The sequence below is a fragment of the Ligilactobacillus araffinosus DSM 20653 genome (genome assembly GCF_001435375.1).
Lineage (GTDB): Bacteria > Bacillota > Bacilli > Lactobacillales > Lactobacillaceae > Ligilactobacillus > Ligilactobacillus araffinosus.
In genome coordinates, this window is record NZ_AYYZ01000029.1 from 273,903 (window position 1) to 289,468 (window position 15,566).

Below are 15,566 nucleotides of genomic sequence, written 5' to 3' on the forward strand. Positions count from 1 at the left end.
TTTTTCTTGTTGTTCTTTAGCAGCTTGAGCGGCAGCAGCTTGTTGAGCTTGTAATGCAGCTTGAGCTTGGGCAGCCTTCTGTTGAGCAGCTAATTGTGCTTGACGTTGTGCTGCTTGTTGTTGAGCAATTACAGCTTGTTCTTGTTGAACTTGGGCTGCATTTGCTTGAGGTTGTTGAACTTGTTGTTCAGCATTGTCATTTGTTGGGATGTTTAATTGTTCCCCAACTGTGATAAAGTTTACGTCTTGTAAATTGTTTGCTTTTTGAATTGCTTCAACTGTTGTATTGAACTTTTGAGCAAGTTCTGAAACAGTGTCCCCTGCTTTAACTGATACTGTATCAGCATTAGCAGCTGTTCCTGCTGCAGCGATTCCTGAGAGGGCAGCAGCTGATACTAAAACTTTGTTTAATTTCATGTAGAAAGTTCACTCCTAAAAGATTTTTAATCTATCTATATCTATCCTCATAGTTCAAATCCATTGAACCATCGTTTAAAAGTATAACTGACTAACATAACAATAAGATAGCAATAATGTTACTTTTTGATATTTTTTTGTAACATTTGTAACATTGAGGTATAAGAAACATCTGATTAATAGGGTATAATATTAATAGAATGATATGGAGGCGAATCTAATGGATAAGAAGAACAATTTGAAATTATTGCTTGGAATCTCTGGGTTAACAGCGGTTGCCGCCATGGGTTGGGAACATTATCGAAATCATTATAATTTAGATAATCATTTATCATTTGCTGAAAAAAGCATTATCTTTTGGCAACGTAAGGTATATGATCAAAAGATCAAATTCTTTATTCGGTTAAAAGCTCATAACTGGAATGAATTGTTACAAAATCGCGATCACTTTTTTGTATATATTGGAACGCGGAATAATTCACAATGTTTAAGTTTTGCACCGCGGCTGAGTTATGCTGCACAGCAAGCAGGGACAAATGTTTATTATTTAGATACAACAAAGGAAGCAACGAATCCAATCTTGCGCCACTTGCTTGAAGACTTACAGGTTAAAAATCCACCAGCATTATTATGCGTTGACCATGGACGGATCATTCGGTATGACTTTGACGAAAAAATTACAGATTTTATTAATGCTCATCAAAATTAAAAGGAGGTTGTGACGAAAGTCACAACCTCCTTATTCTATATCCGCATAATTGGGGTTCCAAAACAAGCGCAGCTACAACGCGAAGCTAGTGAGGGGACGCAAACCTCCAAATTTTTGCTGTGCGATTCGTTCTTTTTTGCTTCCACTACGCTCGTTTTTAACGTTTTATTACCACATTCTTTTTACATTTTAAAAACAAACAATCCACTTAAAACACCACAAATAATTGCACCCATCAAAAATCCTAAATCGATCCATGGATTTCCAACCAAGGTAAAGAAATTGCGCAGACAGACGATTCCTAAAATGACACATGAAATAAGAATTAATAAGTAAATAATTTTAAGCGGGGCGTACACAACGGTAATGATTACGGACGTCGCAAATAATAGCGTTCTTAAATTGTGATACCACACAATGTTACCGAAAAAAACATCGCGATATGACAAACTCCGATCCTTGGGCATCGACTCAAATTTAAACATTGTCAAAAGTAGCCAAAAAACGTATAAAGCTACACCAACGTATTTCATGATGGCTCTCTCCTCATGATTAAAATGACTTGTTATTTCACTTATTCAATAACATCTATTTAAGAATACCATATAAAAACCGGCTTGCAAGTTCATCAAGCCGGTAATTTTTTGATTAATGTTCTTTAAAGAAGGCGGAAAGTTTTGTCATAAACATTTCCAAGAACCGTGGAACATCGACGTTCACGGCAACCTGAGTAGTTGTTGCCGGTTCATTCAATCGTTTTTCATCACCGATCGTTCGCCCGGCATATGCTCCTTCAGTATCAACTTTCATGTTTAAGTAAATGGTTTGTAAAAGACTTGGATCAACCGCCGCCGCAACTGCTAATGGATCATGCAATCCGCAACCGTGAAGATGAGGACTGGTGATTTTATATGCGTTGATATAGTAGTCAACGATGTCTGCGTATTTGATGGCTGATGTCGTCCCAATTTCACGCCACTCTTGGGTTTCTTTCTTTGTAAGTAATGTCCGTAAGGTTACGTCAAGCCCAACCATTGTCAATGGAAGCTTACTGCGGAGAACTTTATCAGCAGCTGGCGGATCTTGGTTGATATTGGCTTCGGTGACAGGATTGACATTCCCAGGAATGGTCAATGTACCGCCCATTAACGTTACATGACCGATCAAGTCAATGATTTCAGGATCCTTTTCGATTGCGGCAGCGAGGTTTGTCAACGGACCAGTTGGAACGATTAACAATTGACCTTGATATTTGTGAGCAGCTTCAATGTAAAAATCAATTCCATTTTGACTTTCAATTTTCCGCTTAGCAGTTGGAACTTCAACTTCACCAATTCCATTTTTGCCATGGATTGTTTGACTGATCGGCATCACTTCAAAGTGATCAGTGTGTGAAGAATGCGTTGCACCAATGAAAACTGGGACTTCAGGATGTCCAAGCATTTCCAATAAGTTGAGTGTGTTTTGGGCGGCTTCCTCAGGAACGATATTTCCAAAAGAAGCAACGACGCCAATTAAATCACATTCGGGAGTGGCGAGGGCATATGCAAGCGCTAAGGCGTCATCAACGCCGGTGTCGAGGTCTAAAATCATTTTATACTTAGCCATGAAAAGTTCTCCTTTAGTTTTAACGTTTGATTTCATTTTAGCAGAAGTGAACAGCGATTGGAGAAACTTTTTTCTGCTTTTTTTGGGACGGACCAATTGTTAAAATGGAAATCTAATTGTTCGGCAAAAAACGAATGTTTTTTGGAAACGATATCTTCTAAAATTCACTTAAAGCAATGAATTTTTTGCGAATTTTATATTGATTATTCTGGAATAATTGATACAATTTGTTGTAGTTAAATGATTGATAATCATTATATTTTGTGGATATTAGCGGATCCGCGTAAAGGAGAAAATAAAAGAATGATTGAAGTTTCAAACCTCAATAAAACATACGAGAACGGATATGAAGCATTGAAAAATGTTAATTTTTCAGTGGAAAAAGGTGAATTAGTTTGCTTATTAGGCCCGAGTGGTTGTGGTAAGTCAACGTTGCTTAATATCATCTCAGGTTTGCTTGATGCAACCTCAGGTGATGTGAAGTTTGAAGGAAAATCAGTTCTTGATGTTGCCCCTGAAAACCGGGACATTGGTTTTGTATTTCAAAATTATGCATTATTCCCGCATATGACAGCTGAAGAAAACGTAATGTTTCCATTAACTGTTGGCAAAAATAAAAAATCGAAGGCAGAAGCACGTGAAATTGCACAGAAATATATGGAATTGACCCATATTACCGATATTGCGAAGAAGAAGCCGGGACAATTGTCCGGTGGACAGCAACAACGGGTTGCAATTGCACGTGCTCTTGTTCAACAACCGAAAGTTCTTTTAATGGATGAACCATTAAGTAACTTAGATGCGCGGTTGCGGCTTCAAATTCGGGAAGAAATTCGGGCATTAGTGAAGGAAGTTGGAATCACAACGATTTTTGTTACTCACGATCAAGAAGAAGCTCTTTCAATCGGTGATCGAATCATCTTACTTAACAATGGGGTCGTTCAACAAGCGGATAAGGGGCAAAACCTTTACCTTGACCCAGCAAATCAATTTGTTGCTAACTTTATTGGTAATCCGGTAATTGACTTATTTGATGTTCAATTTGATGGTAACCAATTTAATAATGAACATTTCAATTTATTAGCTGAGCGGTTAGCAGACAATAAATTAAAACAGAAGTTGCCTGCCGGGGATTATGTAATTGGAATCCGGCCGGAAAACTTGCAACCGTCAACGGCTGAAATGGCAGATTTCACAATTAAAGTTGATGATATTGAATTGATTGGACGTGAACGAATCTTGAAGTTCTACTTTGGTGATATGCAGTACCGGTCATTAGTTGATATCGAAGATCAAATCGGAGCAGGCAATGAAATCAACTTACGGTTTGATATGAAGAAAGCATTTATCTTTAACAAGGACGGAGAGCGGGTATATTAAAAATGAAAAATAAACGGCGAAAAAATCAATGGAGCGCATGGTGGTTCCTTGGACCAGCTCTTTTAGGAATTATCCTTTTTAGTGTTTTCCCAATTTTACGGGCATTGGTGATGAGTTTTCAATCCGGTTCATTAATTTCAATGCACTGGACAGGATTGAGCAACTATAAATATGTAATTCAAGATCCGTACTTTGCCAAGGCACTTCAAAATACTGCTTTGTATGCCTTTACGGTTGTTCCAATCGGAATGGTGATTTCAATTGCGATTGCATGGAACTTATTTAACCGGATCAAGCATTCGAAGTTCTTTGAAGCATTATTCTTCATGCCATACGTTACAAGTACGATTGCGATTGGAATCGTCTTCCGTTACATTTTCAACGGACAGTACGGCTTATTGAACTACATTTTGCGGTTCTTCCATTTAGGAACCCCGAACTGGTTAGATAATCCCAGCATGAACATGATCACCGTTATCATTTTTGGAGTTTGGCTCAGCTTAGCATTTAACATTGTTATTTTGATGTCAGCTTTACGGGGGATCGATCCGCAACACTACACGATTGCCAAGATGTACGGGGCAAGTGATTCGGAAATGTTCTTCCGGATCACATTGCCGCAATTGATCCCAACCTTAGCATTCCTTTTGACCGTTAACTTGATCAGTGCGTTCAAAGTATATACATCAATCTATGCTCTGTTTAACGGGCAACCAGGAATCGCGGGCAGTGCGATGACGGCGGTTTACTACATCTTTAATAAGTTCCAGACAGTTGGAACGCCAGGGGTCGCAATGGCCGCAACCGTCTTACTGTTCTTGATAATTTTAGTTGTATCATTCCTTCAAAATAAGTTATTGAATAAGGTGGGTCGCAGATGAAAAAAGTTACCGGCGTAATTACGTGGATTTTTATCATTCTTCTAAGTATCATTACGGTTTTCCCGTTTATTTACATGGTCCTTGGCGGATTGATGTCATATGCAGAAACAACAAGTATTCCACCGACAATCATTCCGCATCATTTACACTTCGAAAACTACGTGCAAGTCTTCCATCAGGCACCATTTTTGAAGTATTTCTGGAATACCTTGCTAACATCATCAATTGATACCGTATGTGTATTGATTACTTCATTGTTTGCTGCATTTGCATTAACAAGTTTAGATTTTAAAGGCAAAAAAGCCATTAAGCTTTTGATGATTTCATTGTTGATGGTTCCTTCAGAAGCAATCATCTTCACGAACTACAATACAATTGCTAAGTGGGGCTTGTTGAACACCTATGTTGGTTTGTTCTTACCATTTACAACGAGTGTCTTCTATATTTACTACTTGAACAGTTACTTCCAGGGAATTCCACGTAGCATTTACCAAGCAGCAAAAATCAGTGGTGCAAGTAACTGGCAATATGTATGGAAGATTTTAGTTCCAATGTCAAAACCGGCATTAACAACGGTGGGGTTACTCTCATTCATCGCCGGCTGGAATTCATTCCTTTGGCCATTATTGGTAACGAATAATGATAACATGCGGCTATTGAACAACGGGTTGGCCAATTTTGCTTCTGATGGTGGAGCCCAAACACAGTTGCAATTAGCAGCAGCCACATTAACCGTTATCCCGATTTTGATCATCTACTTCATCTTTAGAAAGCAAATTATTCAGGGGGTTACACGTGATGGACTTAAAGGATAAGCAAACACGCGTAACTTACCATAAAGGTGTTGATACAATTGGCGGAACGAATATCGAAATTGCATATGGCGATGCCCATATCTTTTTCGATTTGGGAACCGAGTATCGGCCGGAACTGGATTTGCCGGATGAATCTTATCAAACGCTGATTCAAAATCATTTGATTCCGAAACTGGATGATTTTTATGATGAACATTTAACCGGGGCACCGCAGTGGAAAGGAAAATTTCAACACAGCGCGGCGTTTATCTCGCATTTACATTTAGATCATACTAAAATGGTAAATTTTGTTGATCAGCGCATTCCGGTTTACAGTACTCCAGCAACGATCAAGTTGTTGAAAAGGCTAAACCGGGATGGTGATTTTCTGCTTCCGGCAGCTGGTCATCCGAAAGAATACCTGCGGCCGTTAACCGAATTGCCGGTTCATCACAAGGTGAAGATCGGCGAGATTGAGGTCGAATTTTATCCCGTTGATCATGATGCAGATGGCGCAGTCGCGTTCCTGATCCATACACCGGATGCATTTATTGTATATACCGGTGATTTGCGGCTCCATGGCTATCATCCGGAATGGACGCGGGCAATGATGAAGGCGGCTGCGGGATGCGATTTGCTGATCAGCGAAGGCGTTGGGGTGAGTTTCCCGCAAGATTTGGATAAGCCGCGTAAGCCGTGGAGTGAACAACTTTTAATTGAAAAGCTGGTTGACCTTGTTCAAAATGCGGAGGGACGCCCAACGACCTTTAATACTTATCCGGGTAATATCAGCCGGTTAGAAGCAATTTGTGATGCACAACCGCGGACAGTCGTTTTGACTGCTGACCGGGCATGGCTGCTTCAACAGATTACGGGACGGAAAGTCAATTATTATTACTCGCCGTCCGCCAAGCCGCTTCCAGAACTTGATCCAAGTTTGGAAGTTGATTACCAAACTCTTTTGGCTGATAAGGATATGTATTTGTGGCAGGTTGAAGATCATTTTGAAAATCTGCAGCCAAATACTTTGTACATTCACAGTGATGCGGAGCCGCTGGGTGACTTTGACCCAGCATATCAAAAGTTTCTTGAGATGTTAGCGGCCCATCACGTTGAATTTGTTCGGCTTGCATGTTCGGGGCATGCAACCGCAGCCGAACTGGATGAAATCGTTGCGGGCATCAAGCCGCAATTATTGACTCCTATTCATAGTTTTCATCCAGAAAATTTGAAAAACCCGTTTGGAAGTCGTGTTTTACCGCAAAATGGGCAAACGCTCATTTTGCATTAAACAAAAAATTTTAAGGAGGAGAGCTTTTATGAAGTTCATCAAAAAACTTGCAGTTGCCGCAACAACTGCAGCAACGCTTTTTGCAACAGTTGCAGGTGGTTTATCATCAACTGTAAGTGCTGACAGTATCCCTACAAAGGTTACAAAAAAGACAACCATTACATTTTGGAATGGGATGTCAGGTAATCAACAAAAGGCTTTGCAAACCTTAACCCAAGAATTCGAAAAGGAAAATCCGAATATCACGGTTAAGCTCGAAAACCAAGGCCAATACAAAGATTTGCAATCAAAAATCACATCAACATTGCAATCACCAAAGAATTTACCAACCATTACTCAGGCTTATCCAGGTTGGTTATACACGGCATCAAAGAATGACTTATTAGTTAATCTAAAGCCATACATTAATAATTCAAAGATTGGCTGGGGAAGTGCTGCTAAGAGCGGCATCAAGTCATCATTGATGAAAGGTGCTCAAATCAATGGTACTCAATATGGTATTCCATTTAATAAATCAGTTGAAGTATTAGTTTATAATAAGACAATGCTTGATAAGTATGGAGTTAAAGTTCCAATAACTATGGCTCAATTGAAGTCAGCTGCCAAGACAATTTATGAAAAATCAAATCATCAAGTTGTTGGTGCCGGCTTTGATTCATTATCAAATTACTATGTTTTAGGAATGAAGAATGAAGGCGTTGACTTTACTTCAAAGATCAACTTAACATCTGCTAAATCAAAGAAAGTTATTGATTACTATGCTGACGGAATCAAGGGTGGTTACTTCAAGACTGCCGGTTCACAAGGCTACCTTTCAGGCGACTTCTCAAACCAAAAAGTTGCAATGTTTATCGGTACAAGTGCTGGTGAAAGTTTCGTTAAGAAGGGGGTTAACGGCAAGTTCGATTACGAAGTTGCCCCACGTCCTGGCAAGTGGAACATGCAACAAGGAACTGACATCTACATGTTCAAGAACGCAAGCAAGGAACAACGGACAGCTGCTTTCATGTACATGAAGTTCTTGACCAGCAAGAAGTCCCAATTATACTGGGCACAACAAACTGGTTACATCCCAGTATCACAAGATGTAATTAATAGTAGTGAATACAAGAACAACAAAGATTCAAAGGTTCCAGCCCAAGTTGAAGCTGCAACAAAGAACCTTTACACAGTTCCTGTAACGAAGAACTCAAATGCTGCATATCAACAAATGAACACGATCATGCAAAACATCTTAAGTCACGCCAAGAATGGCAACCTTAACTCACTGATCAAACAAGGTGAAAGCCAATTTAAGAATGCATGGAACCAATAAAATAGTGTTCAGTAACTAGATAAAGAGTCGCGATGAAAATCGCGGCTCTTTTTGCATCATCGATTAAATCACGTTAAAATATTACTAATACATAAAGCGAAAGGATTCGAAAATGAAGAAGCAATCATTAATTGATTACCTTGACGATGGGGTTCAAAATTTAGATTTTGATGGAACATTGGCTTGGAATTGGCTCAAGCATGAACGGGCTTTTGAACTTGAAATGGAATTTTACGTTGAAAATCAAAACGGACATAAAATCATTGATTTGGATGATACAGAATCCGTTGAACCGATCATCACGTTTGATGATGCGATTTTGCTATATGATCAAACCAAGCCGTTTGATTTTGATCAGGAAGATTATCTGGTAACGTTGGGATTCAATGGTAAAAAAGGATGGACTAAAGGAAAAACGGATGCCTTTTTGGATGTCTTGCAAGATACACTCGATAATGGTGAATCAGACTTACTTGATTTTGTAAGTGATGATTCAATTCAAACATTCAATCTTAAATGGGATGAGGTTGAATTTCAAAAGCAACTTGAGGCGCGTAAAGATGAAACTCAACAATTAAATTATCCGAAATTCTAGGAGGCTGAACATGGACTGGACAGAACTTGTAGTTGAAACAACCAATGAAGCAATCGATGCGGTGACGAATATCTTAATGGAAAATGAAGCGGGCGGGGTTCAAATCGATGATCATGATTTAAATGATGTGCGTGTTATTACATACTTTCCTGCAAACATCAACGTGGCGGAAAAAGCTCCTGAATTAGAAATGCAGATCAAGGGATTAAGTCAATTTGGTATCGATCCGGGAAAGGCAACCGTGAAATTAAGCGATGTCAATGATGACTCCTGGCGCGATGTTTGGAAAAAATATTACCATCCGGTGCGCATTACACGGTATTTAACGATCGTTCCAAGTTGGGAAGACTATCAACCTGAAAGTGACGATGAAAAAGTGATTCGGCTTGATCCGGGCCGTGCATTCGGAACGGGAACACACCCGACAACTAGTCTTGCGCTTTTGGCACTTGAAAAGGAAATTCGTGGCAATGAATCAATGATTGATGTTGGAACCGGTTCAGGTGTTTTGAGTATTGCTGCCAAATATCTTGGAGCAGGCAAAATTGATGCTTATGATATTGATGATGAAGCCATTAAGGCGACGAAGGAAAACGTGGCGTTGAATCCAATTGCCAAGGACATTAATATCGGAACAAACAGCTTGCTTGACGGAATCAGTAAAAAAGTTGATCTCATCGTAGCTAATATTTTAGCTGAGATTATTGTACCGTTGATTCCGCAAGCTAAGGAATGCTTAAATCCAAGTGGAAAATTCATTACTTCAGGAATCATCAATGACAAGAAAGATTTGATTGTGAACGAATTAACAGACCATGGCTTTGTGATCGATGAAATCTTGAACCAAAAAGATTGGTATTCGATTATCGCACACTTGCCAAGCGAAGGAGAATAGGATGCAACGCTTTTTTACTATTCAAAAATCAACTGAATTCAAAAATGAAAAGTTACTTTTACCACAAGAAATTTTTCATCACGCCGTTGATGTTTTACGGATGAAAATCGATGATCAATTTGAATTAGTGACGGCCGATGAAAAGGTGTATCAGTGTCGGTTAACGAAGGTAGATAAACACGAAGGTCAATTTACGATTATTAAAGCTATTGACCGTGAAGTGGAAATGCCAGTCAAAGTAACGATTGTTTGCGGTGTTTCGAAAGGCGATAAAGCTGAAGAAATTGTTAAGAAGGGAACACAGTTAGGTGCGGACCGTTTTATTTTTTTGAATAGCCGATATTCGGTTGCCCGGTGGAAGAGCCAAAAGCAAATTAAGAAAATTAAGCGGCTGCAGACAATTGCGTTGAATGCGGCAGAACAGTCGCACCGCAATCATGTCCCAGAAGTTGAGTGGGCTAATTCATTGGATGATGTAATTATGAAGAATGCAGATACTGATTTCAAGGTTGTTGCATATGAAGAATCCGCTAAACAGAATGAAAAGACAGTTTTAGCTCAAATTGCAATGCAAGCTCGTACCAAAGGCTTGACCTCTTTGATTGCATTTTTTGGCCCGGAAGGCGGCATTGCACCCGAAGAAATCAAGCAACTCACGGCAGCGGATTATCAATGTGCTGGACTTGGACCGCGGATCTTACGGGCAGAAACCGCACCGCTTTATTTACTCGCGGCGCTTTCCTTTGCTACGGAGTTGGAGTAGAATAATAACAAAGATTTTAATTGAAGAGGATTTATATGACTGACGAAAAAAAGACCTTTATTATCCGAATGCTGTGGTATTTGGTAGCTGCTGCAATTTTTGCATTGATCATTCCAATTATTTTTAATGTATGTCAAGCCAATGATGTAACGAAAATTGGTTTTATTATGTTTGGTTTTGATATGATTTTTTCGGTTCTTGTAGGCTTATATGCTGGCAAGAACGATGATTCATGGATTCCATTATTGTTCTTCCCGATCATGTTTGTAATTACAGCGGGGAGTTTCTTTATGGGAATTTTACGAGTTGTTGCGGTAATTTACCTTGCAGCAAGTCTTTTAGCGTACGGAATAACAAAGAAATAAAACGGGTGAGGCTGGTGACAGTCTCATTTTTACTATGATTTAGATTGAAACGGGTGAAGACGAATGGATAAAGAAGTGATTTGGACTGCGGATGATGTCATTCAAATGTGCAGTCAATATATGAATGAGGAACACGTTGAACTGGTAAAGAAAGCTTGCAAATTTGCCACTTATGTTCATCGTGAACAGACTCGACAATCAGGCGAACCATATATTATTCATCCGATTCAGGTTGCGGGCATTCTGGCTGATTTGAAGATGGATCCTGAAACGGTTGCAGCCGGCTTTTTGCATGATGTTGTTGAAGATACAAACGTCACGTTAGGGGACATTGGCGAACTTTTCAACCATGACGTTGAAGTGATCGTTGACGGGGTTACTAAGTTAAGTAAAATTCGTTACAAATCGCATCAAGAACAGCTAGCTGAAAATCACCGGAAACTATTACTTGCGATGGCCAAGGATTTACGGGTAATCATCGTTAAATTAGCGGATCGTCTGCACAACATGCGGACGTTGAATCATTTGCGACCGGATAAGCAACGGCGGATCGCGAATGAAACGCTCGAAATTTATGCCCCATTAGCTGATCGACTAGGAATTAGCAAGATTAAATGGGAACTAGAAGATATTTCGTTGCGTTATTTAAACCCGCAACAATATTATCGGATTGTTCATTTAATGGATGCCAAGCGGACAGAACGAATCAAGTATATCAACGAGGCGATTGAAGAGATCAAGGATGCCATTAAGGACTTGAACCTTGATTGTGAGATCTATGGGCGGCCGAAACACATCTATTCGATTTACCGGAAGATGCGTGATCAGCACAAGCAATTCAGTCAAATCTATGACTTATTAGCGGTGCGGGTCGTTGTAAAGTCGATTAAAGATTGCTATGCCGTCTTGGGAGCAATTCATACGCGGTGGAAACCAATGCCGGGGCGGTTTAAGGACTACATCGCAATGCCCAAAGCCAACATGTACCAGTCACTGCATACAACGGTTATTGGTCCGCAAGGTAAACCGTTTGAAGTTCAGATTCGGACTGAAGAAATGCACCGGGTAGCGGAATACGGGATTGCAGCTCACTGGGCATACAAGGAAGGCAAAAAGAGTCCGGTCAAGGAAACGGCAACAGGTGATAAGCTGAACTTGTTTAAGGAAATCATCGAATTGCAAGATGAAGCGGCCAACGCAAAGGACTTTATGGAAAGTGTTAAGGGTGATTTATTCAGTGACCGCGTTTACGCTTTTACTCCCAAGGGCGATGTCACGGAGTTGCCGAAGGGGGCCGGTCCGCTTGATATGGCGTATGCAATTCATACGGAAATCGGAAATCATGCAACCGGCGCCAAGGTCAATGGTAAGATTGTTCCCCTTGACTATCAAATTAAAAATGGGGATATTGTCGATATTTTGACGTCGGCTAATTCTGCTGGCCCCAGTGGGGATTGGTTAAAACTTGTTCATACTAATCGCGCCCGTAATAAAATTCGGAAATTCTTCAAAAAACGTGATTATATTCAAAACCGCGATAAGGGTCAAGAATTATTAAATAATGCCTTAGTTGAAGAAGGATTTGATCCGCATAAAGTTTTAACTGAAAAGAATATTAAACGGGTGCTTGATAAAAAACAATTGCCATCGATAGACGAATTATATGTGGGAATTGGGTTTGGTAATTTGCAACCTCTTGGGATTGTGAACCTGTTAACTAAAGATATTCGGCAACAGCGGGCAAATGAGCAACGTAAACAGCAAGAAAAGGAATTGCTCGAAGATCATAAGCAGATTGATAATCCGACTAAAGAAACTTCCAAAAAAAGTAAAGATGATAACAATGACAATATTTTAATTGCCGGAATCAGCAATATGATGGTGCATTTAAGCCGATGCTGCAATCCAATTCCTGGTGATCAAATTGTTGGTTATATTACAAAAGGTCGGGGAGTTTCGATTCATCGAGTTGATTGTCCAAATGTTCAAGTAGCAACTGAGAATGGCAGTCGTTTAATTGATGTTTCATGGAATCGATTACCAAATGAGCATAAATTATATGATGCCGAATTAAAAATTCAAGGTTATAATCGCAATGGCTTATTGAGTGATATTTTACAAATGGTTAATAATTCAACGAAATCGTTAAAATCGGTTAACGGAAACGTTGATCATAATCAATTGATGGCGATTAGTATTGTTGTTGGGGTTCATAATAAAGAACATTTACAACGCTTGATCGACAACATCAAACGGGTACCGGACGTTTACCTGGTTGAACGTCCAATTCATTAAAGGAGATCATAAGATGAGAGTAGTTTTACAACGGGTTAAATCCGCAAGCGTAACGGTTGATGATCAGGTAATTGGAAAGGTCGGTAAAGGTTACATGCTGTTAGTTGGCTTTACCCACGATGATTCGATCGAAGATATTGATTACATTGCGCGTAAAGTTGCAAATGCTAGGTTGTTTGCCGATGAAAATGGTAAAATTAACCTGTCAATTAAACAGGTTCAAGGCGCAATTTTATCGGTATCGCAATTTACATTGTATGCTTCAACGAAACATGGAAATCGTCCAGGGTTTGGGGCAGCTCAGAAGCCAGAATTGGCCAAGGAAAATTATCATTATTTTAATGAAAAACTCCGGTCATACGGAATTGAAGTTCAAACCGGTCAGTTTGGAGCTGACATGGACGTGGCATTGGTAAATGACGGACCGGTAACGATCATCTACGACTCGAACCAAAAATAAGCGGAAAGAGTGACGATAATGTATCAAGAATTTTTCTGGGATTTTGACGGGACGTTATATAATACATATCCGGGCATGGTTGAAGCCTTTATGGATGTCTTTGAACAAAAGGGTGTCAAGCTTGATAAGAATGAAGTTTACCGTCATATGCGGCAAACTTCATTAGGAAAGACGTTTGCATATTACCGGACCCAAAACGACCTTAAAGAAGAACCAGAAGCACTGCGTGAAGAATATAATCCAATTGAAGCTAAGCTTGAAGATAAGATGAAGCCATTTGATGGGGTTCAAGCGGTATTAGCCAAGGTGGTTGCAAATGGCGGCCACAACTATCTGATGACTCACCGGAACAAGAGCTCATTGGAGATGTTGGTTAAGTTTGATTTGAAGAAGTACTTCACAGATGCGGTTACCGCTGAAAAGAAGTTTCCGCGGAAACCCAACCCGGCTTCGCTAAATTCATTAGTTGAAAAGTACGATCTTGATCCGCAAAGTTGTGTCATGGTTGGTGATCGGGTGCTTGATATTGCAGCGGCACATAATGCGAAAATGAGCGGAATTTTGTTTGATCCAGATGATTTGATCATTGAACCTGCATCTCCGGAACATCGAATTCAAGATATGCATGATATTTTAAATTGGATTAAATAGGAAGGGGTGACAAAACGTTCAAAACGAGCGTTTTGGAACTCGATTATACGAATATGACAAAAGGAGAATGTGATTAAAATCACATTCTCCTTTTTAATTTGGATCATTTGCAATCAATGCGTTTTCGTCTTTACCTTCAAAGTATAATTGTAAACCTTTAACAACGTCGCTTGTGACCTTATTTTGATAAGTGCTATCATCAATGAAACTTAAATCACGGTCCGAGTTGATATAGCCGCTTTCAAGTAAGACTGCCGGTTGAGTGTTATCTCGTAAAACAAGGAAGTTTCCGAAGTCAACGCCACGGTTATCCAAGCCCATCGACTTCAGCTGACTGTTAATGTCTTTTGCTAGTCGGAACGAACCATTGTTTTTATGATAATAGTATGTAGTGTACCCGCTAGCACTGTTATCTTGCGGCGATGAATCAAAATGGAAACTGATAAACGCATCGGCATGCACTTTTTCAGCCAATTCAGAGCGCTTGCTTAGGCTGACGGTCTTGTTGCTATCACGGGTCATGTAAACGCGTGCGCCGGCCTTTTTCAATTTTGATTGAAGTTGTTTGGCATAGCGCAGGGTGAATGTTTTTTCCTCTTTTTTGCCATTTGTTGACAGGGCACCGGAATCAGTACCGCCGTGGCCGGCATCGATCACGATCGTAGCTTCCGAAAGCTTGGTAACTGGATTTTTATATTTGGAATTGATCATCCAGGTTCCCATCCAACCATATTGATCTTCATTAGTTTTAACATAGACCCAGTTGTATTTGTGTTTCAATACTTTGACCCGGCTGCCTTTTGCTAGGTTGCGGTCTTTATGGGCAAACACACTAGGTTGCTGGTAAAGAGCGGCATCTTCGGTTTCGATGGGCATCTGTTGCATATAGGTATATGTCCGATAACCTAAAAATAACGCAACTCCAATTAAAAGAATCCAAAGAAAGCCGAACGTATCCTCAACTTTTAACTGATTGTTTTCTTTCATAAATTAAATCTCCAAAGATATTATCAAATACCATATTAGCAAAATATTTTGACTTAGTACAATTAACCGCGGAATTTAAGAGTTTTGTAACAATCAAACTTGACTTTGTTAATTTTCCTTTGTAAACTTTAGGTAACGAAAAAGGCCGGTGAGAAAGACC

At 39.7% G+C, this 15,566-nt stretch carries 17 protein-coding genes and 1 other annotated feature (1 of these 18 only partly in view); of the genes, 13 read left to right on the forward strand and 4 right to left on the reverse strand.

The genetic code is table 11. The annotated features are described in order from the left end of the window. On the reverse strand, positions 1–417 hold a 417-nt coding region (locus FC64_RS05860; RefSeq protein ID WP_202987272.1), incomplete at its 3' end, for a LysM peptidoglycan-binding domain-containing protein. Positions 418–637: 220 nt separating this feature from the next. On the opposite strand from FC64_RS05860, the gene FC64_RS05865 reads away from it, so the two are divergent. Continuing rightward, complete coding sequence (locus FC64_RS05865; RefSeq protein WP_057906977.1) at positions 638–1,126, forward strand: DUF6568 family protein; 489 nt, start codon at positions 638–640, stop codon at positions 1,124–1,126. Between the two features lie 182 nt (positions 1,127–1,308). Here FC64_RS05865 and FC64_RS05870 read toward each other — a convergent pair whose 3' ends face one another. Together FC64_RS05870 and FC64_RS05875 are read right to left on the reverse strand one after the other, a co-directional pair. Further along, positions 1,309–1,659 carry a hypothetical protein gene (locus tag FC64_RS05870; RefSeq protein WP_057906978.1) on the reverse strand — a complete coding sequence of 117 codons (351 nt, stop codon included), beginning with the start codon at positions 1,657–1,659 and terminating at the stop codon, positions 1,309–1,311. A 115-nt stretch (positions 1,660–1,774) separates the two neighbouring features. Beyond that, positions 1,775–2,734, reverse strand: coding sequence for a nucleoside hydrolase (locus FC64_RS05875; protein WP_057906979.1), 960 nt, complete (start codon positions 2,732–2,734; stop codon positions 1,775–1,777). Positions 2,735–3,037: 303 nt separating this feature from the next. On the opposite strand from FC64_RS05875, the gene FC64_RS05880 reads away from it, so the two are divergent. The 12 genes from FC64_RS05880 to FC64_RS05935 all read left to right on the forward strand — a co-directional run bounded on the left by FC64_RS05880 (position 3,038) and on the right by FC64_RS05935 (position 14,419). Next, positions 3,038–4,114 (forward strand): ABC transporter ATP-binding protein, encoded by a 1,077-nt coding sequence (locus FC64_RS05880; RefSeq protein ID WP_235804840.1) that lies wholly within the window; start codon positions 3,038–3,040, stop codon positions 4,112–4,114. A gap of 2 nt (positions 4,115–4,116) precedes the next feature. Next, positions 4,117–4,995, forward strand: coding sequence for a carbohydrate ABC transporter permease (locus FC64_RS05885; RefSeq protein WP_057827366.1), 879 nt, complete (start codon positions 4,117–4,119; stop codon positions 4,993–4,995). Next, positions 4,992–5,810 (forward strand): carbohydrate ABC transporter permease, encoded by an 819-nt coding sequence (locus tag FC64_RS05890; RefSeq protein WP_057906981.1) that lies wholly within the window; start codon positions 4,992–4,994, stop codon positions 5,808–5,810. The genes FC64_RS05885 and FC64_RS05890 overlap by 4 nt, the downstream gene beginning before the upstream one ends. After that, positions 5,794–7,080, forward strand: a complete 1,287-nt coding sequence (locus tag FC64_RS05895) for an MBL fold metallo-hydrolase (protein ID WP_057906982.1) — start codon at positions 5,794–5,796, stop codon at positions 7,078–7,080. Before FC64_RS05890 ends, FC64_RS05895 begins: the two co-directional genes overlap by 17 nt. 28 nt (positions 7,081–7,108) lie before the next feature. Next, a complete protein-coding gene (locus FC64_RS05900; protein ID WP_057906983.1) occupies positions 7,109–8,395 on the forward strand; it encodes an extracellular solute-binding protein in 1,287 nt (428 codons plus the stop codon). Positions 8,396–8,507: 112 nt separating this feature from the next. Continuing rightward, a complete protein-coding gene (locus FC64_RS05905) occupies positions 8,508–8,990 on the forward strand; it encodes a DUF3013 family protein (RefSeq protein WP_057906984.1) in 483 nt (160 codons plus the stop codon). Positions 8,991–9,000: 10 nt separating this feature from the next. After that, positions 9,001–9,885, forward strand: a complete 885-nt coding sequence (gene prmA / locus FC64_RS05910; protein ID WP_057906985.1) for a 50S ribosomal protein L11 methyltransferase — start codon at positions 9,001–9,003, stop codon at positions 9,883–9,885. Position 9,886: 1 nt separating this feature from the next. Then, the gene (locus tag FC64_RS05915) at positions 9,887–10,648 is read left to right on the forward strand and encodes an RsmE family RNA methyltransferase (protein WP_057906986.1); all 762 of its coding nucleotides are present in this window, start codon (positions 9,887–9,889) and stop codon (positions 10,646–10,648) included. Positions 10,649–10,683: 35 nt separating this feature from the next. After that, a complete protein-coding gene (locus FC64_RS05920) occupies positions 10,684–11,013 on the forward strand; it encodes a hypothetical protein (RefSeq protein WP_057906987.1) in 330 nt (109 codons plus the stop codon). A 63-nt stretch (positions 11,014–11,076) separates the two neighbouring features. After that, on the forward strand, positions 11,077–13,308 hold the full coding sequence (locus FC64_RS05925; protein ID WP_057906988.1) for a RelA/SpoT family protein: 2,232 nt from the start codon (positions 11,077–11,079) through the stop codon (positions 13,306–13,308). 13 nt (positions 13,309–13,321) lie between these two features. Next, complete coding sequence (gene dtd / locus FC64_RS05930) at positions 13,322–13,768, forward strand: D-aminoacyl-tRNA deacylase (protein ID WP_057906989.1); 447 nt, start codon at positions 13,322–13,324, stop codon at positions 13,766–13,768. An 18-nt stretch (positions 13,769–13,786) separates the two neighbouring features. Next, positions 13,787–14,419, forward strand: coding sequence for an HAD-IA family hydrolase (locus tag FC64_RS05935; protein WP_057906990.1), 633 nt, complete (start codon positions 13,787–13,789; stop codon positions 14,417–14,419). Positions 14,420–14,512: 93 nt separating this feature from the next. On the opposite strand, the gene FC64_RS05940 is transcribed toward FC64_RS05935, so the two are convergent. Beyond that, complete coding sequence (locus tag FC64_RS05940; RefSeq protein ID WP_057906991.1) at positions 14,513–15,406, reverse strand: N-acetylmuramoyl-L-alanine amidase; 894 nt, start codon at positions 15,404–15,406, stop codon at positions 14,513–14,515. Between the two features lie 139 nt (positions 15,407–15,545). Beyond that, positions 15,546–15,566, forward strand: a binding site (T-box leader); it runs 156 nt beyond the window's last position.

Coding starts and splice junctions, on each gene's coding strand:
- FC64_RS05935 (WP_057906990.1), top strand. CDS start 13,787: ATGTATCAAGAATTTTTCTGGGATTTTGACGGGACGTTATATAATACA.
- FC64_RS05880 (WP_235804840.1), top strand. CDS start 3,038: ATGATTGAAGTTTCAAACCTCAATAAAACATACGAGAACGGATATGAA.
- FC64_RS05900 (WP_057906983.1), top strand. CDS start 7,109: ATGAAGTTCATCAAAAAACTTGCAGTTGCCGCAACAACTGCAGCAACG.
- FC64_RS05885 (WP_057827366.1), top strand. CDS start 4,117: ATGAAAAATAAACGGCGAAAAAATCAATGGAGCGCATGGTGGTTCCTT.
- FC64_RS05915 (WP_057906986.1), top strand. CDS start 9,887: ATGCAACGCTTTTTTACTATTCAAAAATCAACTGAATTCAAAAATGAA.
- FC64_RS05870 (WP_057906978.1), bottom strand. CDS start 1,659: ATGAAATACGTTGGTGTAGCTTTATACGTTTTTTGGCTACTTTTGACA.
- FC64_RS05890 (WP_057906981.1), top strand. CDS start 4,992: ATGAAAAAAGTTACCGGCGTAATTACGTGGATTTTTATCATTCTTCTA.
- FC64_RS05925 (WP_057906988.1), top strand. CDS start 11,077: ATGGATAAAGAAGTGATTTGGACTGCGGATGATGTCATTCAAATGTGC.
- FC64_RS05895 (WP_057906982.1), top strand. CDS start 5,794: ATGGACTTAAAGGATAAGCAAACACGCGTAACTTACCATAAAGGTGTT.
- prmA (WP_057906985.1), top strand. CDS start 9,001: ATGGACTGGACAGAACTTGTAGTTGAAACAACCAATGAAGCAATCGAT.
- FC64_RS05905 (WP_057906984.1), top strand. CDS start 8,508: ATGAAGAAGCAATCATTAATTGATTACCTTGACGATGGGGTTCAAAAT.
- FC64_RS05940 (WP_057906991.1), bottom strand. CDS start 15,406: ATGAAAGAAAACAATCAGTTAAAAGTTGAGGATACGTTCGGCTTTCTT.
- FC64_RS05865 (WP_057906977.1), top strand. CDS start 638: ATGGATAAGAAGAACAATTTGAAATTATTGCTTGGAATCTCTGGGTTA.
- FC64_RS05875 (WP_057906979.1), bottom strand. CDS start 2,734: ATGGCTAAGTATAAAATGATTTTAGACCTCGACACCGGCGTTGATGAC.
- FC64_RS05920 (WP_057906987.1), top strand. CDS start 10,684: ATGACTGACGAAAAAAAGACCTTTATTATCCGAATGCTGTGGTATTTG.
- dtd (WP_057906989.1), top strand. CDS start 13,322: ATGAGAGTAGTTTTACAACGGGTTAAATCCGCAAGCGTAACGGTTGAT.